The organism is Hydrogenophaga sp. IBVHS1 (assembly GCF_002127265.1).
Lineage (GTDB): Bacteria > Pseudomonadota > Gammaproteobacteria > Burkholderiales > Burkholderiaceae_C > Hydrogenophaga.
Window position 1 is genome coordinate 1,769,277 of the sequence record NZ_NFUU01000001.1, and the last position, 20,457, is coordinate 1,789,733.

General features: G+C 64.3%; 7 protein-coding genes. All 7 read left to right on the forward strand.

What is annotated here, in order from left to right; all coding sequences use genetic code 11:
* Positions 1–27 precede the first annotated feature (27 nt).
* Complete coding sequence (locus CAP37_RS08440; RefSeq protein ID WP_218776832.1) at positions 28–6,468, forward strand: type I polyketide synthase; 6,441 nt, start codon at positions 28–30, stop codon at positions 6,466–6,468.
* Positions 6,465–7,448, forward strand: coding sequence for a glycosyltransferase family 2 protein (locus CAP37_RS08445; protein WP_218776833.1), 984 nt, complete (start codon positions 6,465–6,467; stop codon positions 7,446–7,448). Before CAP37_RS08440 ends, CAP37_RS08445 begins: the two co-directional genes overlap by 4 nt.
* A 28-nt stretch (positions 7,449–7,476) precedes the next feature.
* Complete coding sequence (locus tag CAP37_RS08450) at positions 7,477–12,105, forward strand: MupA/Atu3671 family FMN-dependent luciferase-like monooxygenase (protein WP_086123770.1); 4,629 nt, start codon at positions 7,477–7,479, stop codon at positions 12,103–12,105.
* Positions 12,106–12,107: 2 nt separating this feature from the next.
* Positions 12,108–12,830, forward strand: a complete 723-nt coding sequence (locus tag CAP37_RS08455; protein WP_086123771.1) for a 4'-phosphopantetheinyl transferase — start codon at positions 12,108–12,110, stop codon at positions 12,828–12,830.
* 364 nt (positions 12,831–13,194) lie between these two features.
* On the forward strand, positions 13,195–13,359 hold the full coding sequence (locus tag CAP37_RS21690; RefSeq protein WP_179190166.1) for a hypothetical protein: 165 nt from the start codon (positions 13,195–13,197) through the stop codon (positions 13,357–13,359).
* 117 nt (positions 13,360–13,476) lie between these two features.
* Complete coding sequence (locus CAP37_RS08460; protein WP_086123772.1) at positions 13,477–19,404, forward strand: non-ribosomal peptide synthetase; 5,928 nt, start codon at positions 13,477–13,479, stop codon at positions 19,402–19,404.
* A 40-nt stretch (positions 19,405–19,444) separates the two neighbouring features.
* Entirely contained in the window at positions 19,445–20,389 is a 945-nt protein-coding gene (locus CAP37_RS08465) for a hypothetical protein (RefSeq protein ID WP_218776834.1), read from the forward strand.
* Positions 20,390–20,457: the final 68 nt, after the last annotated feature.

A 20,457-nucleotide genomic window follows, 5' to 3' on the forward strand; every position in this document is an offset into this window, starting at 1 on the left:
ACCGGGCAACGTACCTGAGAGCACAGTTTGAACACGCGATCAGAAGCATCGAACGACATTGCCATCGTCGGCATGTCAGCGCACCTGCCGGGTGCGGCCAATCCGACAGCCTACTGGTCCAACCTGCGCCAGGGCATCGAATCCATCCGCCGACTGACAGAAACCGAGCTGCTCGCCGCCGGCGAGAGCCCGGAGCGCATGCGGCACCGCAACTACGTGCCCGCCGCAGCTGTGCTCGACGGATTCGAGCAGTTCGACGCGGACTTCTTCGGCTTCAGCCCGAAGGAAGCGGCCATCATGGACCCGCAGCACCGCCAGTTTCTGGAAGTGGCCTGGGAGGCGCTTGAAAATGCCGGCCATCCCCCCGAAAACTTTCCCGGCTCCATAGCCGTCTATGCCGGCTGCGGCATGGGCAGCTACTTCTACTTCAACATCTGCTCGAACCCGGATCTGGTGGCCAACACCGGCATGTTCCTGTTGCGCCACACCGGCAACGACAAGGACTTCCTCTCTACCCGGGTCAGCCACATCTTTGACCTCAAGGGCCCCAGCGTCAACATTCAGACCGCCTGCTCCACCTCTCTGGTGGCGGTGCACTACGCCTGCCAGGCCTTGCTGGGTGGCGAGTGCGACATGGCTCTGGCCGGAGGCGTGACCATCGAACTGCCCCATGCGCGCGGCTACATCTTTCAGGAGGGCGAGATCCTGTCGCCCGATGGCCATTGCCATGCCTTCGACCATCGCGCCCAAGGCACGGTGTTCGGATCGGGCGCGGGCGTGGTGGTGCTGCGTCGGCTGGCCGATGCGCTGCGCGACGGCGACCACATCTGGGCCGTCATCAAGGGCACGGCCGTCAACAACGACGGTGCCGCGAAAGCGGGCTACCTGGCGCCCAGCGTGGATGGCCAGGCCAAGGCGATTGCCGAAGCGCAGGCTGTGGCAGGCGTAAGCGCAGACACCATCGACTACGTGGAATGCCATGGCACCGGCACCTACCTGGGCGACCCGATCGAAGTGGCGGCGCTGACGCAGGCCTTTCAGGAAACCACGTCTGAAACGGGCTTCTGCCGCATCGGCTCGGTCAAGACGAACATCGGTCACCTCGACACCGCTGCGGGTGCTGCCAGCCTCATCAAGGTGGCGCTGGCCCTCAAGCACCGAGAGCTGCCACCGAGCCTGGGCTACGAGCGGCCCAATCCGTCGATCGATTTCGAAGGCGGCCCATTCCAGGTCAATCACACGCTGAGTCCGTGGGTTTCTCACAAGGGCCCGCGCCGCGCGGGCGTGAATTCCCTCGGCGTGGGGGGCACCAACGCACATGCCGTGGTGGAAGAGGCGCCCGAAACAGCGCCCAGCGAGCCGTCGGACTGGCCCTTCCAGCTCCTGGTGGTATCTGGGCGCTCGCGTGCAGCGGTCGATGCCAACGCCAAGGCCCTGGCGGCTCATCTGCGCGCCCACCCCGAGCTGCCCCTGGCCGATGTGGCTTACACACTCAAGCAGGGCCGTCGCGCCTTTGAACACCGGCGCGTGCTGGTGGCCGAAACCCTTGAGGAAGCCGCCACCCTGCTGGAAAGTACGGACACCCGTCGGGTCTTCAGCCACAGCCACCTGGGCGACGACCCCGAGGTGGTCTTCATGTTTCCGGGCGGCGGCGCTCAATACGCTGGCATGGCGCGCGAGCTGTATGCCACCGAGCCCGTGTTCCAGGACTGGATGGACCGCGGCCTTGAGGTGCTGCAGCGCCAGCTGGACTACGACATCCGGGCGCTCTGGTTGCCCGAACCCGAACAGCACGCGCAAGCGGTCGAAAAGCTCAAGCGTCCGTCCGTGCAGTTGCCGCTGATCATGATCGTGGAATACGCGCTGGCGCAACTCTGGATGTCCTGGGGTGTGAAACCGGCGGCGCTGGTGGGCCACAGCATGGGCGAGAACACGGCGGCCTGTCTGGCCGGCGTGATGTCTTTTGAAGACTGCATTGGCCTGGTGCTGCTGCGCGGGCAGTTGTTCGACACGGTGCCGGTGGGCGGCATGCTCAGCGTGCCGCTGCCAGCGGCTGAAGTGCGCGCCCTGCTGGGCAGCGAGCTCGACATGGCGAGCGTGAACGCGCCCGAGCTGTGCGTGGTTTCTGGTCCGCAACACGCACTGGATGCACTGGAAGCCGAGCTGCGCGCCCGCGAGGTGGAGCCGCAGCGCGTTCCGATCGATATCGCCGCGCACTCGCGCATGCTCGCACCCATCCTGGCGCGCTTCGAGGCTTACCTGCGCAGCATTCGCCTCAGCGCGCCCTCGCTGCCCATCTTCTCCAACAAGGACGGCAACACCCTGAGCGCCGCGCAGGCCACCGACCCGTTGTACTGGGTGGCTCACCTGCGCAACACCGTGCAATTCGCCGATTGCATGGCCGCGCTGATGAAGGTGAGCGGCCGCGTGTACCTCGAAGTTGGCCCCGGCAAAGCCCTGGGTTCGCTGGCGCAGGCCAACGGCGTGCCTTCAGGCCAGGTCATCAATTCGCTGCGCCACGCCGAACACGCCATTGCCGACGACGTGTGGTTCCTGGGCACGCTGGGCCGCCTGTGGGCCACCGGCGTGAAGGTCGACTGGGAGCCCATCTGGGGCGAGGCGCGGCGACATCGCGTGCCGTTGCCCACCTACGCCTTCCAGCGCAAACCGTATTTCATCGAACCCGGCGAAGCCCGACATGCTGCGGCCGAACCCGTGCACCTGGTGCGCCAGGACGATGTGGGTCAATGGGGCTTCCAGCCACGCTGGCGCCCACGCCAGGCCGATGTGGACTTTGACGTGGAGCAGGACCTTGCCAGCACGACGCCGCAGAGCTGGCTGGTGTTCATGGACGAGGCTGGCCTGACGGAATCGTTGGCGCAGCGCCTGCGCGCAGCCGGTCACCGTGTCACGCTGGTGCGTGCGGGCGACGTGTTTGCCCGGGTGAGCGAGCATGAATACCTGCTGGCGCCAGAGCGGGGCCGCGAGGGATACGACGAGCTGGTGCGCGATCTCATGGCCACTGGCCACCCACCCCAGCAGATCGTGCACGCCTGGCTGGTTACCCGAGAAGAGCGCTTCCGCCCAGGCAGCAGCTTCTTCCACCGCAACATCGAGCAGGGCTTCTTCAGCCTGCTGTTCATGGCACAGGCACTGGCCGAAGAGAACCTTCCCAAGCCGCTGCACCTCACGGTGCTGAGCACTGGTGCGGCACGCGTCCGCGGCGAGGCCCTGCCCTACCCCGAAAAAGCCACCCTCATGGGCCCGGCCCGTGTGGCCCCGCGTGAGTTGCCAGGCCTCACCTGCAGCGTGCTCGACGTGAGCCTGCCTGTGCTGGATAAAGGCTGGCGCGCCAAGCCCCAGCCTGAACTGCTGAATGCCCTGACCGAGCGCGTGCTGGAGGAGCTTTTCTCCACAGCGGGCAATCGAGTGGCAGCGCTTCGCGGCGACAAAAGATTCGAACTGGGCTACGCGCCGCTGGCCCTGCCCGAAGCCCAGCCCCTGGCCCAGTTGCCAGACGCTGCGGTGTGCTTCATCACGGGCGGCCTGGGCGGCATCGGACTCACCGTGGCCGAACGCCTTGCGCGCGAAAAAGGTGCTCGCCTGGTGCTGCTGGCCAGACAGTCGTTGCCCGCCTCTGACACCTGGGACGTCGCCTTGCGCAGTGCCAGCACCCCGGCCACGCAGGTGCAGCGGATACTGGCGGTGAGAAGGCTCCAGAGCCTGGGCGCTGAAGTGCTGGTGGTCGCCGCCGACGTGTGCAACGTCAAAGACATGCAGGCCGCCGCGGAGCAGGCTCGCCAGCGCTTCGGGCGCATTCACCTGGTGGTGCACGCAGCCGGCGTGGTTGACGACGGCCCCTTGCTGACCAAGACATCTGGCGCTGTGGAGGAAGTGTTTGCGCCCAAGGTGCATGGCGTGCAGATCCTGCACGAGCTTTTTCCCGATGGCAGCATCGACCAGATGGTGCTGTTCTCCTCTACCAGCACCGTCACCGCCCCGGCGGGCCAGGTGGACTATGTAGCCGCCAACGAATACCTCAACGCCTACGCGCACAGCCGCGCGGGTGGCCGCACCCGGGTGCAGACGATCGACTGGGGCATCTGGAACGAAGTGGGCATGGCCGCCAGTGCACTCGCCAGCCGGCTGGGTGAGGCAGCACCTGCGCCACGACATCCTGCAGGCAGCCCGCTGTTGGATGAAACCACCTTCGACGCCGCTGGCCACCGCCTGTTCACCGCCGAATGGCGCACCCGAGAGCGCTGGATTCTGGACGGCCACCGCACCGCTTCTGGTCAGGCGCTCCTGCCCGGCACCGGCTACCTGGAACTGGCGGCCCAGGCCCTGCGCGGCAATGGCGAGAGCGGGCCGTTCGCCATCCAGGACCTGTACTTCTTCCGCCCGCTGGAAGTGCACGACGAGCAGGCCCGCGCGGTGCGCGTGACGCTCGCACGCAGCGACGAAGGCTACGCACTCGAAGTGCGCAGCGACGTGATGTTCGAGGGACGCCAGGGTTTTCAGCTCAATGCCCAGGCCACGCTGGTGCCAGGCGAGTTGCCTGCCGCGCAGACAGTAGATATCGAAGGCGTGACGGCTCGCTGCCCCCAGCACCACGAATCGGACGCAGCCGGCCTGCGCTCGCCGCAAGAACAGCATCTGAATTTCGGGCCGCGCTGGCGCGTGCTGCAGTCGGTGGCCTATGGCGATAGCGAAGGCATCGCTCGCCTGCAACTGCCGGCCGAGTTCCATGCCGACCTTGCCGATGGCTACCTGCTCCACCCTGCGCTGCTGGATCTGGCCACCGGCTGGGCCATGCGCCTGATTGCGGGCTATGCCCCCGACCACCTGTGGGTGCCGGTGTCGTACCGCGAAGTGCGTGTGCACCGCGCGCTGCCAGCCCAGGTCTGGAGCTGGGTGCGCAACGCGCAGGACAACCGGGCCGACGCGCCGTTTGCGGTGTTCGACGTGAGCTTGTGCGACGCGCAGGGCGAAGTGTGTGTAGAGGTGCTGGGTTTCTCCATCAAACGCTTGCAGGAAGGCGGATTTGCAGCCTCCACCAGCCGGCTTGACGCGCGCGAACTGGTGTTCGCCGACGCGGGCCATGCCGACGCACAAGCCCGGCTGTCGCCCGCCGAAGAGCAGCTGCAGCACAACATTTCGCAGGGCATCCTGCCGGCAGAAGGTGCCGATGCCTTTGGCCGCGCACTGGCCACCGGTCTGCCTCAGGTGGTGGTGTCGTCCATCAACCTGGACGCGCTGATCCGTCAGGCCGGCCAGGCAATGGCGAACGACGCGGGCTCGGGTCAGAAATTCCAGCGTCCCGACCTCGACAGCGACTATGTGGAGCCACGCAACGACGTGGAGCGCACCCTGGTGGGCTTCTGGGAGGAACTGCTGGGTGTGAACCAGGTGGGTGTGGAGGACAGCTTCTTTGATCTGGGCGGCCACTCGCTGATTGCGGTGCGGCTGTTCGCCATGGTGAAGAAGGCCTACCGCGTCGAGTTCCCCATTTCTGTGCTTTTCGAGGCGCCCACCATCGCGCTGTGCGCAGCCATGATTCGTGAGCGCATCGGCGACACGGACACCGGGGAAGCTGCTGCCTCTGGCGCGCCGCCGACAAGCTCCGCACCCAAGCGGCGCTTTACACACCTGGTCGCCATGCACGATGGTGAAGGTGGCGAACGCACGCCGTTCTTCCTGGTGGCTGGCATGTTCGGCAACGTGCTCAACTTGCGCCACCTGGCCCGACTCATTGGTGTGGGGCGTCCGTTTTATGGCCTGCAGGCGCGTGGTCTGTATGGCGACCAGAAGCCACACGACACCCTGGTGGAAGCGGCCACCGACTGCATCGCCGAGATGCGCCAGGTTCAACCCCACGGCCCCTATCTGCTGGGTGGCTTCTCGGGCGGCGGCATCACCGCTTACGAGATCGCGCGCCAGCTCGAAGCGGCGGGTGAAAAAGTGTCGCTGCTGGTGCTGCTGGACACGCCGCTGCCGATGCGCCCTGCCCTGACGCGGCCCGACAAACTGCTCATCAAACTGGCCGACCTGCGCCAGGGTGGTCTGCGCTTCCTCAAGCAATGGGTGCAGCGCCGGATTGCCTGGGAACTGCAGCGCCGCCGCGGCAGTGCGGCTCCCACTGCCAGCGCCCATCAGTTGCACAACGCCGAAATCGAGACCGCATTCCGTGCCGCTTTGCCAGCGTATCCGCTTCGGTCATGGGAAGGTCCGGCTGTGCTGTTCCGACCTCCGCTGGACCGCCACTGGAGGGTCACTGGGGGACGCTGGGTGAGCGAAGCCCGCGAATACGTTTACGACGACAACGACTGGACGCGCTACATGCCTGCACTGCGCGTGGTTGAAGTGCCCGGCAACCACGACTCCATGGTGCTGGAACCCAACGTTCGCGTGCTCGCCAGCCACATCAAGAACTGCATCAACGAAGCTGAAACGGGTCTCAAGACATGAAGAACGGACCCACTGTCCTTACCGTGCTGCTGAACTACCGCACCGCCGACATGACCTTGAAGGCGCTGGATGTGGCGGTGCGGGAAACGGCGGACATTGCAGGTGCCATTACCGTCGTGGACAACCACTCCGGCGACGGGTCGTTTGAGAAGATCCGCGACACCGTGGCCGCACGTGGCTGGGATCGGGTTCGCGTGGTTGCCTCGGGCCACAACGGTGGTTTCGGTGCCGGCAACAACATCGGGATCCGGCTGGGCCTTCCCGATGGCTCGGCACCCGACTTCGTCTACCTGCTCAACTCCGACGCGTTTCTTGAGCCCGGCGCGTTGCGCATTCTGCTCGACGCCATGATCGCAAATCCTCAAGTCGGCTTTGCAGGTGGCTACACCTTTGGCCAGGACGGCGTGTTTCACAACACTGCTTTCCGCTTCCCCACCATCTTTAGCGAGTTCGAATCCGCCGCCGTCACGGGGCCGATTTCCCGGCTGCTGCGCCGGTACATCGTGGCGATTCCGGAGCCTGCGCAGTCGATGGACGTCGACTGGCTTGCCGGCGCCAGTCTGATGATTCGGCGCAAGGCGCTGGACGAGATTGGCTTGTTCGACGAGCGGTATTTCCTTTACTTCGAGGAAACCGATCTCTGCCTGCGCGCTCGCCGCGCTGGCTGGGTCGTCCGGTATGTCAAGGAGAGCCGGATCATGCACATCGGCTCAGTCTCCACCGGTATGAAGACCTGGAAACGCAGACCGGGTTACTGGTTCGACTCGCGCCTGTGGTACTTCACCAAGAACCACGGCGTCGTTTACGCCGCCCTGGCCACACTGGCGTTTGTCATGGGGTCGCTGGTCCAGCGCACACGGCAGCTGGGCCGTGGACGCGGTGCCGGCCCCGACAGTTTGCTGAGAGACCTGGTTTCTCACGCATTTCGCAGTCTGTGGCAGCGCAGGCTCGTGGGCGGTCGGCCCACCGAGTCGACCTGATTTTTTTGTTAAGTCTTTGGAGCGATCCATGAGCAACTTCTCCTGTGTGGTGATGGGCAACGAGTCCCTGCTGATCCAATGCGCCGAGCGCCTGTTGCAGGGAGGTGACCGGATCGGTGCGGTGATCACGCGCAATGCCGACATCCGGAGCTGGGCTGTGCACCTGGGGCTTCGGGTGGAGATGCCGGGCGAGGACCTGGCCCAGCGCCTTGCAGGACTCGAATTCGACTGGCTGTTCAGCATCGCCAACCTTTCCGTGATCCCGCAGGCCGTGCTGGACCAGGCGCGGCACGGCGCCATCAACTTCCACGATGGCCCCCTGCCCCGACACGCCGGCCTCAACGCGCCGGTGTGGGCCATCCTGGAGCAGGAACGCCAGCACGGCGTGACCTGGCACCTGATCGAAGGCGGCATCGACGAAGGCGACATCGTCAAGCAGAAACTGTTTGACATGGCGCCCAACGAAACAGCGCTCACCCTCAACACACGCTGCTATGAAGCCGCCATGGAGAGTTTTGCAGAGCTGCTCGTCGACCTGCGCGGCTCTGGCTTGAAGCGCACCCCGCAGGACCTGAGCCAGCGCAGTTACCACGCCCGCCTGGACCGCCCCGCCGCCGCCGCGCGGCTCGACTTTGCTCAGCCCGCCGCGACGCTGGTGGCACTGGTGTGCGCGCTGGATCACAGCACGTACTGGAACCCACTGACCTGCCCGAAGGTGGAGGTTGATGGCCGGGTGCTGCTGGTGACCGGTGGCGTGGCCGAACCTTCGGCTGGCGCCGCCGCGCCTGGTGAAGTGGTCGAAGCCACGCCAGCGGGCCTTGTGGTGGGCACCGCCTCTGTGCCGGTGCGCCTGACCGGCCTGCGCGATCTGCAGGGTCAGCCTGTGTGCCCCTCCACGGTGACCCGCACTGGCACCCGTTTGCCTTTGCTGGACCCGGTCACGGCGCACGCTCTCACAGATGCGATGGCCCAGGTTGTGGCTGGCGAAGCCACCTGGCGCCGTTGCCTGCAGTCACCCGAAGCCATCGACCTGCCCTCGGCGCTCGCCGCCCAGGGTGCGACCCACTGGCGCCAGACGGGCCTGAAAGTGCCCGCATCGCTATCGGGCGACCGTTTGCTGGCGGCGGTGGCCGCCTGGGTGGCCCGCGTGAGCGGCAAGACCGCCTTCGACCTTGCCTACCGCGACCCTGCCGCCCCCAAAGCGCCGGGCTACCTGTCCAGCTGGGTGCCTTTGCGCCTGGCCGCTGCTGGGGACACCGCTTTCCCGGAATTCGTCGCACATTGCTCGGTCGTGCTGGCTCAGGCGCGCCGACAGCCCGCGTTCGCGCTGGACCTCGTGGTCCGCGACCCAGCCATCAAGGGGCTCTCGGTGCCGCAGGTCGGGCTCTCGCTCGAGGGCGGCGCGATCGAAGGCAGCGTCGTCACGGTCGAATGCACGCCTGAAGGCAACCTCACCCTGTGGCACGACGCCAACCGCCTGCCTGACGACGCTGCCAACCACCTCGCACAACGCCTGCAATGGGTGCTGGACGCGCTCGGCGAAGCCTCGGCTCAGCACACGACGCTGGGCATGCTGCCCATCATGTCCAGCGCCGAGCGCGAGCAGGTGCTTTACGGCTGGAACGCCACGCGTTGCGATTACGAGCGCACCACCTGTGTGCATCAATTCTTTGAAGCGCAGGTGAAACGCACGCCGCAAGCCACTGCCGTGGTGTTTGAAGGCACCGCCCTGAGCTACGCAGAACTCAACGCGCGCGCCAACCGCGTGGCTCACCGCCTGATCGGCATGGGTGTCAAGCCCGGCACGCTGGTCGGCCTGTACACCCCGCGCTCGCTGGAGCTTCTGATCGGCGCACTCGCCATCCAGAAGGCCGGCGGTGCCTACGTGCCGCTGGACCCGGCCTACCCGGCCGACCGCGTGGCGCTGTACATCGAAGACAGCGGCGCACCGGTGATCGTGGCCGCTTCAGCGCTGGTGGCCAGCCTGCCTGCGCACAAGGCACAGGTGCTGGTGATCGATCAGGATGCGCAGATTGCCACCCAGCCCGACAGCAATCCGGACAGCGGCGTGCAGCCGTCCGACATCGCCTACATGATCTACACCTCGGGCTCCACCGGTCGGCCCAAGGGCGTGATGGTGGAACACCGCAACGTGGCCAATTTCTTCCGTGGCATGGACGACCGCATCCGCCACGACCCGCCCGGCGTGTGGCTGGCGGTGACCAGCCTGTCGTTCGACATCTCGGTGCTGGAACTCTTCTACACCCTGGCGCGCGGCTTCAAGCTGGTGCTCAGCAACGACGAGAACCGCGCGCTCGTCTCCAGCGGGCGTGCGCCGGTGTCGGCGCAGAAGATGGACTTCAGCCTGTACTACTGGGGCAACGACGACGGAGCGGGTCCGAAGAAATACGAGTTGCTGCTCGAAGGCGCCAAGTTCGCCGATCGCAACGGCTTCTGCGCGGTGTGGACACCAGAGCGTCACTTCCACGCCTTCGGTGGCCCTTACCCCAATCCCTCGGTCACCGGCGCGGCCGTGGCCGCCGTGACGCAGAACATCGGCGTGCGCGCGGGCAGCTGCGTGGGGCCGCTTCACCACCCGGCGCGCATCGCCGAAGAATGGGCGGTGATCGACAACCTCACCAACGGCCGCGCAGCACTGGCCATTGCCTCTGGCTGGCAGCCCGACGACTTCGTGCTGCGCCCACAGAACACCCCGCCGCACAACAAGAAGGCAATGTTCGAAACCATCGACCAATTGCGCAAACTCTGGCGTGGCGAGGCGGTGCCATTCCCCACAGCCGATGGCAAACCCTTCGATGTGATCACGCAGCCACGCCCTGTATCGAAGGAACTCCCGATCTGGGTCACCACCGCAGGCAACCCGGAAACCTGGAAAGAAGCGGGAGCCATCGGCGCCAATGTGCTGACCCACCTGCTGGGGCAGACGGTGGACGAGGTCGGCGGCAAGATCAAGATCTACCACCAAGCACTGCGGGACGCCGGCCACGACCCGGCCAACTTCACCGTCACACTGATGCTGCACACCTTCATTGCCAGCGACCGCGAGCAGGCCCGCAGCGTGGCACGCGAACCCATGAAAGACTACCTGCGAAGTGCCGCAGGCCTCATCAAGCAGTACGCCTGGGCTTTCCCTGCCTTCAAGAAACCCGTCGGCGTGAACAACCCGTTCGACCTCGACCTGCGCTCCCTCAACGACGAGGAGATGGACGCCATCCTCGACTTCGCCTTTCTGCGCTACTTTGAAGATTCAGGGCTGTTCGGCACCGTGGACGATTGTCTGGCCCGCGTGGAAGAGCTCAAGCGCATCGGGGTGGGCGAGGTGGCCTGCCTGATCGACTACGGTATTCCCACGCAGCAAGTGCTCGAGAGCCTGGTGCCGCTGGCTGAAGTGCTTCGCCGCACCAACCAACCCACCACGGTGGCCGAGGACGACTTCTCCATCGCCGCGCAGATCCTGCGCCACGGCGTGACCCACCTCCAGTGCACCCCCAGCATGGCCCGCATGATCGCCATGAACGACGAGGCCCGGTCCGCGTTGGGGCAGGTGGAGCTGCTCATGATCGGTGGCGAGGCATTGCCCGGCACGCTCGTGGCCGAGCTGGGCCAGGTCACCAGGGCGGTCATCGAAAACATGTATGGCCCCACCGAGACCACCATCTGGTCGTCCACCGAAACCGCCAGCACCAGCGAAGCGGTGGTCAACATCGGGCGCCCCATTGCCAACACGCAGATGTACGTGCTCGACGAAAACCGCCAGCCGGTGCCGGTGGGCGTGCCTGGGGAGCTCTACATCGGTGGCGACGGCGTGACTCGCGGCTACTGGCAGCGCGAGGATCTCACCGCCGAACGCTTCCCCGCCGACCCCTTCGTGCGCCCGGAGTGCGCTGCGCCCGCCGGCGCCCGCATGTACCGCACTGGCGATCTGGCGCGCTGGCGACCGGACGGCCGCATCGACTTCCTCGGGCGCGCTGACTTCCAGGTCAAGATCCGCGGCTACCGCATTGAACTGGGTGAAATCGAAGCCGTGCTGGAGTCCGCTGAAGGCGTGCGTCAGGCGGTGGTGGTGGCCCGCGAGGACCAGCCCGGCGATGTTCGCCTGGTGGCCTACCTGCGCACCGATTCCGGCTTCGCCACAGACCGTTTGCGCGACTGGGCCGCCAAGCGCCTGCCCGAACACATGGTGCCCGCGCACTTCGTGACCGTCGATGAATTCCCGCTCACGCCCAACCGCAAGGTCGATCGCAAGGCCCTGCCCGCTCCCTCGCAAAACACGCTGCGCGAACGCACCGAAGTGTTCGTGGCGCCGGAGAACGATGTGGAGCGAACCATCGCCGAGGTCTGGGCGCGAGTGCTGGGCGTGCCGCAGGTGGGCGCCAAGGACAACTTCTTTGCGCTCGGCGGCCATTCGCTGCTGGCCGTGCAGGCCCACCGCGAGATCAAACAGGCCCTGGGCTCCACGCGCCTGAGCATCACCGACATCTTCCGGTTCCCGACCCTTTCCGCCTTGGCGCAGCACCTCGACGACCGTCCGCAGGACACGGCCACGGTGGCGGCGGAGGCTGCTGAACGCGCGCAGATGCGCACCGATGCGATGTCGCGGCGACGGGCCATGCGGGCTGGACAGGGCAGCAGCTGACCATGCTGGCCGCCAGCACCGCTGCGCACCAGAGGCTTCAGGCCACGGTACAGGCACAGCTGGGGCCAGAGCTGGCCGTGATCTGCACAGGAGTAGAAGGACACCCCGAGTGTCTCTGGCCCGGCGAGCGAATGGCGGTGGCCAAAGCGATTCCTCGGCGCCAGCGAGAGTTTGCTGCAGGACGTGCCGCAGCACGCGCCGCAATGCGTCAGCTGGGCTGGTGCGAGTGCGCGATTCCTGCCCGCGAGGACCGGTCACCCACATGGCCGGAAGGACTCGTCGGCTCCATATCTCATTCAGCGGGCTTTTGCGTGGCCGTGGTGGCCACGAATCGACACTGGGATTCAATCGGCATCGACATCGAATCGGACCAGAGAGTGGAGCCCGATCTCTGGCCATCGATTTGTTTGCCTGAGGAACTGCAGCAGATTACCCATGAAGACGTGCTGACCACAAAAAGCCGGGTAACCCGGTTGTTCAGTGCCAAAGAAGCGTTCTTCAAATGGCAGTACCCCGACACGTTGCGGATGCTGGATTTTCAGGATGTTGAGGTTCGACTGAATGCCGACGGATCGTCCTTCGAGGCTTTGTGCTTGAGGGAACATCGCGACGACAGCAGACGTTGCAACGCCACGGGCCAGCAATTCCTGCTGGAGGGGCAGATTCTCAGTCTGGTTGTGACCGAATACCCAAAAAACGCGTCGAAGGCCGCTTTGGTGTCCTGAGGAGGAATAGCGACCGCATTTCGATGCGATGATTCTGCGGTTGACCTCCAGATTCCGCACTTTCGTACCGCTCAGTCCCTACAGATGAACACAGTTGCAAGTCCAGCCTTTCGCCAGATCGGAGCGACAGCGCCATGAAGGTCCTCAGTCACAGCGGTTGCTCGAAGGTGCTCGCCGAGAAGCAATTGGATCTCGTCAGCACCACAGAATCATTAGGTCGGCCCAGGATTCTTAAAGTCTTCATGCAGATACCACATTGCGGACCCATCAGTATTGGGCATCAAGATGACATGCCAACCTTCGCGATCATTTCTGCTTTGCAGACTATGGGACCACCGACTTCTACTGGGTCAAGCAGCAGAGCGTGACGCTGCGCGAAATGGACAACGTGTATGACGTGGTTTCCAACCGAAAAAGGTTCACTTTTCGCGAGTGGCTGCTGATGTATAACGGAACGCTGGAGCCGCAAGACGCGCGACGCTACAAAGGCGTTCTTGCAACCCGATTCAACGACGCCGTGGCCCCATAGCCGAGCAAAGCCGAACGCCCGACTGATTTGATGCTGCCGTACGCCTTTCCGTGAGCTAGCGCGACTGGACATCCAACCCAGGCCGGTTTTACAAGCCTGTCATTCCCCGAGTTACCCTTGTCCACGCTTGTAAGTTTCGTCCGCCAACGGTCTGAGCAATTCAAAGAGAGACCCGCCATTGTTCTGCTTCAGGCGGATCTGGTCTCTGCAGAAACTCTCACCCATTCCGAGCTTGTCGCAGCCGCACAGGTCATCGCCTCGCGCCTGCTGAACAAAGTTCACAAAGGAGATCGGGTTCTACTGGCTTTCGACAACACCCTGGATGCCGTGCTGCTTTTCTGGGGATGCATGTTCGCGGGTGTGGTGGCAGTGCCCGCACCGGCCCCTGACCTTCGCCGCTCAAAGACTAGCTGGCGCCGGTTACAGTCGATGTGTGAGGACGCCCAGGTCGCCGTGGCTTTTACGCGAACTGAGCACCTCGAAGAGGCCCGCACTCACGTGCCTCAAGTGAAGTGGTCTGCGCTGGACGATCTTGGCAATGAGCGCGAATCGTCCCCTTCGTTCGACCCCCTCACTGAAACCCTCGAGCCCCTCCATCCGGGGGACTTGGCCTACCTCCAGTACACGTCGGGATCGACAGGTCGACCGCGCGGCGTGCGGATTACCCACGAGAACCTGATGGCGCAGTGCGAAGCGCTGGTGCATGCCGAGGACTGGGACCCTGCGACTTCACGAACACTGACCTGGTTACCGTGGTTTCATGACTACGGGCTCGTGCATGGTCTTTTGGGCCCCGTCTACGCAGGTTCGACATCTTTCCTGATGTCCACCCAACAGTTTTTAATCTGGCCGCTCAAATGGCTGGAAGCGATTGCACGGCACGGGATCACCCACAGCGGCGCACCGGATTTCGCCTACGAAGCCTGCGTGAATGCACTGAAGCGCTACCCCGATTGGGACTTTCGTCTCGACCAATGGAGATTTGCCACCTGCGGCGCCGAGCCCATTCGCCCGCGCACGCTCAGGCGCTTTGCGCAGACGTTCTCGCAGTTTGGTTTTCGGCCTGAGGCCTTTGCGCCGTCTTACGGCCTGGCCGAGGCCGTGCTGGCGGTCTCACTGGGCAACTCAAGAGAGGCACCACGGCTGCTGTCGGTGGACCGCAGATTGATGGAAGAGCAGCGTCGGGTGCAGGAAATGCCAGTGGCCGCAGATGGTGCCCTGGAGCTGGTGGGCAGTGGCGCAGTCATGCCCGGTTTTGAGGTTCGCATCGTTGATCCGATCACGGCTTCCTCCTGTGCGCCCGACGAGGTGGGGGAGATCTGGGTGTCAGGCCTCAGCGTGGGGAACGGCTACTGGAACCAGCCTGAAGCCACACTTGAAAAGTTCGCAGGCACCATCGATGAGCCCGGTGCGGATCAGAAATATCTAAGAACGGGTGACCTCGGATTCCTCAAAGACGGCGAACTGTTCGTCACCGGTCGACAAAGCGACTTGATCATCGTCCACGGACGCAACATCCATCCACAGGACGTGGAAGACACGGCGCTGACGGTATCCAGCGAGGTGAGACCCAAGGGTGCCGTGGCCTGCGCCGTCGAGCATGCTGGCAGGGAACAGGTGCTCTTGCTCGTCGAGTGCCGCAAGCAGCTGGCCTCCAGCGAGCTCGAGCAACTGCAGGCAGATCTGCGCCGCGCCGTCGCGGAAGAACATGAGATCGATCTCCTGAACGTCGTGCTGCTGCGCGGCGGCGTGTTGCCTCGAACATCCAGCGGCAAGCTGCAGCGGCTCGAGACCCGAAGGATGTTTCTCGCCGGAGAGCTCGCTTCGAGCCAGATGAAGGCCACGACCAGTTCAACGCATGCGGCCAACGAGCAGGTTGACATCGTCATGAGGGAATTGACCTCGCTGTGGGCCGACGTGCTGAATCTTTCACATGTGCCCGCCGATGCTCACTTCCTGCACCTGGGCGGCGACTCGCTGACCGGCACACAGTTGTTGTCCCGAGTGCGGGCGATGTGGGGCGTGGATATGCCGATCTCGGCGCTGTTTGCCGACCCCAGCCTGCGCGGCATGGCCAGAACGCTGGCCGCAAAACTGGCCGCAGTGCAGGAACGGCACGAGGCCATTGTCGCGAGCGCAGCGCCTGCTCTTGAGGCCAGCGCCTCCGATGCATCAACCACGCTGTCCCACTCGCAGGAACGCATGTGGTTCATGCAGGCGTTGGCTCCTGCCAGCAGCGCCTACAACGTGCCCCTGGCGGTTCGGCTTCGGGGCGCGATCGATGCCGAAGCGCTCGAACGGGCGTTCAAGGCCCTGGTGAGGCACCATGAGATCCTCCGCACGCGGTTCAACAACACCGATCTCGGGCCGGCACCAGAGGTCGTCGAGAACTGGGATTTCAGTCTGACCCGAAGGGCTGCGCCGGCCAGTGCAGCGGACTTTGAAGCCCAGCTTTCAAAACTGCTGCAGGAGCTAAGCCAGCAACCCTTTGAACTGGATCAATGGCCTCTCATGCGCGTCTGGTTGATCCAGATTGCGCCGGACGATCACGTCTTGCTGGTCGTGCTGCACCACATCGTGGCGGATCAATGGTCTTTCGCGGTGCTCGGAAAAGACCTGAGCACGGGCTACAGGCTGGCACTTTCCCAAGCGGAACCCATGCTGCCCGGGCCGACTCCAAGCTTTTCCAGCTACGCCCACTGGCATCGCCAGTGGTTCGAAAACGAGAGCAAGGCACGCGAAACCACGTACTGGAGCAACCGTCTCATCGGTCTTCGCCCGGTGGCGCTTGCACCCGATCGTTCACGGCCGCGCCAGCCGAGCTTTCGCGGAGCCACGGTTCGTCTGCCGCTGCCTCCCGGCGTCACGGAAGGCTTGGCATCGTGGGCCGCCTCCCAAGGGGCCACACTGGCCATGGCCATGCTGGCGATTTTCAAAGTGTTTCTCCTGAAGCACACCGGCCAGACAGACCTGGCGATCGGGATGCCGATTGCCAACCGGCACCACGCGGGCTCCGAAAACCTGATCGGTTCACTGGTCAACACGCTGGTGGTCCGCACATCGCTGGAAGGCGATCCCGATTTCACCCGCGTATTGCAGCGCGTCAAGGAAGCAGCGCTGGAGGCCTACGAGCACCAGGACATGCCGTTCGAGTTGCTGGTTCGTGCACTGGACCAGAAGCGCGAACCCTCCCAACCGCCGCTTTTCAACGTGATGTTCAATCTGCTGAACGCGCCTGTGCGTGCGGTGGATTTCGGCAGCGGACTGAGCTGGTCGCGCATCGACGTGGACCGAAGCGCGGCGCAGGTCGACCTCACCATGATCGTTGACCCGCTGTTCGACCGCTCCATCGTGCTGGAGTACGCGCAAGACCTGTTTGAAGCGGAATCGATTCGGCACATGGGTCGTCAATTGATGACGCTGCTGCAGGCGGCCGTTGAACAGGCCAGCACACCGATCTCTCAGTGGACGATGCTGGATGAGGCTCAGCGGCAGCAGTTGCTGTCGTGGGGCACCGGCCGGAAGCGGCCCGCTGGCGAAATGGATCTGGGCGAATTTCTGGAACAAGGCCTCCGGGCCCGGCCTGAGGCCACCGCCCTGGTTTTCAAAGGTCGCCGGCTCTCCTACGAAGAACTGGACCGGGCTTCGGGAAAGCTGGCGGGGCAGTTGCGGGCCAACGGCTTCACGTCGGGTTGTCGCATCGGCCTTTGCCTTCCCAGATCTATGGAGTTGGTCATTGCATTGCTGGCAACCATCCGAAGCGGGGCGACGTACGTTCCGCTGGATCCGGCCTACCCGCAAGAGCGGACCGCTTTTCAGATCGCCGATGCCGAACTCGCTTTGATCATCGGCACATCCCACACATTGAGCGCGCAGCGTGCTCTGCAAACACCCTGCCTGTTGATGGATACGGGCTGGCCCGTCCCGCCCCCTACCCTCCCGCCCGGCGCTGGCGGACCGGCTTCGGCCTACCTCATCTACACCTCCGGATCGACCGGGCGCCCCAAGGGCGTGGTCGTTCCGCAACCTGCGGTGGTCAATTTCCTGCGCAGCATGGCCACAGAACCCGGCCTGCAAAGCGCCGATCGCCTGCTTGCCGTCACGACCCTGGGCTTCGACATTTCCGTTCTGGAGCTGCTGCTGCCGCTGAGCGTGGGCGCCACCATCGTGCTAGCGTCTGATGACGAAGCGGCGGACGGCACCGCCTTGCGCAGCCTGATCGATGCCCACGGGATCACCGTGATGCAGGCCACGCCCTCGCGCTGGCAACTGCTGCTCGAAGCCGGCTGGTCCGGAACACCCGGCATGCGCGCGCTGGTCGGAGGTGAACCCTTGCCCACTGTGCTGGCCGATGCGCTGTTGCAGCGATGCGAAGAGGTCTGGAACATGTATGGCCCTACCGAGACGACGGTGTGGTCGAGTTGCTGGAGGGTTCGACCCGATGCAGCGGTGTCGCTCGGAAAGGCGGTCGACAACACCGAGATCCGGGTGCTGGGTGAAGACGGACAGCTTCAGCCCCCGGGCGCGTGGGGTGAAATCTGGATCGGTGGCGCGGGCCTCGCAGACGGCTACTGGCAGCGACCCGAACTGACCTTGGAGAGTTTCCCCACACGCCGCTCACCTGATGATGACGGCATGCAGCGTTTCTACCGCACAGGCGACCGCGGACGCTGGCGACACGATGGATCGCTCGAGCACGGCGGCCGGTTCGACGACCAGGTGAAACTGCGCGGATTCCGCATTGAACTCGGTGAAATCGAGTCGTTCCTGAGCAGCCAGGAAGGCGTGCAACGCTGCGTCGCCATGGTGCGCGAGGACCGTCCCGGTGATCAGCGACTGGTCTCCTACATCGTCTCTTCGGAAGCATCGATCGACATCGAATCCCTTCGAACCCGCGCACGGCAATGGCTGCCCGAGCACATGGTTCCGGCCTACTTTGTGCAGGTGCCTGCACTTCCGACCTTGCCCAACGGAAAGATCGACCGCCTTTCGTTGCCGCCACCGATGCTCAGCGCAGCACCAGTGGGCGATCGTCAGAAACCTCGCAACGAAGCCGAACGTCGCATCGCCAACATCTGGCAAGACCTGCTGCTCCATGAAAACTTCGGTGTTGAGGACAGCTTCTTCGATCTAGGCGGCCACTCCATGCTGGCAGTGCAAATGATCAGGCGCATGGAGACGGAGTTCCAGCGGCCTTTCAGGCTCAACATGCTGTTTGAGGATCCCACTGTGTCTGGGATGGCCCGTCAACTCGAGAACCCCACGCCAGAAACAGACCATCGCGTGGCGAAGCTGAGACGTGGCCCACGGGGACCTGGTCTGTTCCTGCTCGCGGGCGCACAGATGTACCAGGAACTGGCGCGCGAGCTCACCGTCGACATGTCGGTGTACGGTCTGTTTTCTCAGGCCGAGATCGACCTGACGGATTGGCCGGCCGACCGCCCGCCGCCCCCGTTTTCCATCGAGATGCTGGCGGGCGCCTACGTGGAGCTCATCCAGGCTCAGCAGCCCCATGGCCCCTACTTCATTGGCGGTTATTCAATTGGCGGAGTCCTCGCCTATGAAGTGGCACAGAGGTTGATCGCGATGGGTCAGGAAGTCGGGCTGCTGGTCATGCTCGACTGTGCGATGCCAGGCCGAGGCTTGCAACACCTGCGAGCGGGCATCGTTCGCCGCTCGCGCATGCTGCAGCGAGACGGCTGGAAGCACCTGGGGCATCTTTACCAACAGATGCGACAGCAGAAGGCGGCGCGCGCCCTGCCAGGCGGACAGCGCAATCTGGTCTACGTCCGGGCCATCCGGGACTACAAAGCCAGGGCGAGTGCGATGCCTGTGGCGTTTTTCCAGGCGACTGGCGACGCCTCCACAGAACCCGCATACGGTTGGGGCGCACTGGCGTCCAACATCGTCATTGAGCGCGTTCCCGGCAGGCATGGCGATGTTCTGGAGATGCCCAACGTCTCCACCCTGGCGAACCATCTCAGTCGGCATCTGAATTTGCGCACAACAAATTTCTCGTTGTTGCCGCCACCCGCAACAGCATAGAAAATCCACGCCGTCGTCACCTGATTCCGGAAGTCGCCCGATGATGCATCCTCTGCGCACCGCGAAACTCCTTCTTCTGCTGGCCTTGAGTGCTTGCGGGTTTCAGAAGTCCCTGCCGGAAGAGTCGCTCAACCAGCTGTATTCCACACCACTGTCCCCTCCCGAAAGACCGCTCCGCGTCTTCCATCTGGGGCACAGCCTGGTGAACCGCAACATGCCGGTCATGCTGGAGCAATTGGCCGGCAACGGACACGATCACCGATCGCAACTGGGCTGGGGTGCCACCCTTCAATCGCATTGGGAGCCGGATGTTCCCATCAACGGCTTCGAACAGGAGAATGCCCACCCCCGCTATCAGGACGCGCACGAAGCGGTGCGCAGCGGCCGATTCGATGCGGTGGTGCTCACCGAAATGGTGGAAATACGAGAAGCCATCAAGTACTTCGACTCGCCAAAATACCTCAGACTGTGGGCTCGCGAGGCGAGAACTCACCGGCCAGACACGCGCGTCTACCTCTATGAGACCTGGCACCAGCTCGACGACGCCGAGGGCTGGCTGCAACGCGTGGACAAGGACCTTGGCCGATACTGGGAAGGTGAGTTGCTGGCCAAGGGGCTGGCCCACGGCGACACGGGTGGGCCGGTGTATGTCATCCCTGCGGGACAGGTGATGGCGCGGTTCGTGCGCCGCCTCGAGCAAGCGCCCGGCCTGCCGGGCCTGAGTTCACGAAGCGAGCTTTTTGTCCGCAATCCCGATGGCACCCAGGACAACATCCACCTCAACGACCTGGGGAACTACATTGTGGCGCTGACGCACTACGCGGTTCTGTACCAGCGCAACCCGGTGGGCCTGCCTTTCCGACTCAAGCGAGCCGACGGTACGGACGCTGACTCGCCCGACGAAGCAACTGCTCGCGTGATGCAGGAAGTGGTCTGGGAAGTGGTCACGACCTATCCCAAAACCGGCGTTGCGCAACGGCCATAGAAAGGCAGCGCCGCCAGCTCACAGCGGCCACCATCGTGAACATCCGCACATCTTGGGAACATCGAAGG

Excerpts from the sequence above, each read along its gene's own strand:
- CAP37_RS08445 (WP_218776833.1), top strand. The coding sequence starts at position 6,465 with ATGAAGAACGGACCCACTGTCCTTACCGTGCTGCTGAACTACCGCACC.
- CAP37_RS08450 (WP_086123770.1), top strand. The coding sequence starts at position 7,477 with ATGAGCAACTTCTCCTGTGTGGTGATGGGCAACGAGTCCCTGCTGATC.
- CAP37_RS08455 (WP_086123771.1), top strand. The coding sequence starts at position 12,108 with ATGCTGGCCGCCAGCACCGCTGCGCACCAGAGGCTTCAGGCCACGGTA.
- CAP37_RS08465 (WP_218776834.1), top strand. The coding sequence starts at position 19,445 with ATGATGCATCCTCTGCGCACCGCGAAACTCCTTCTTCTGCTGGCCTTG.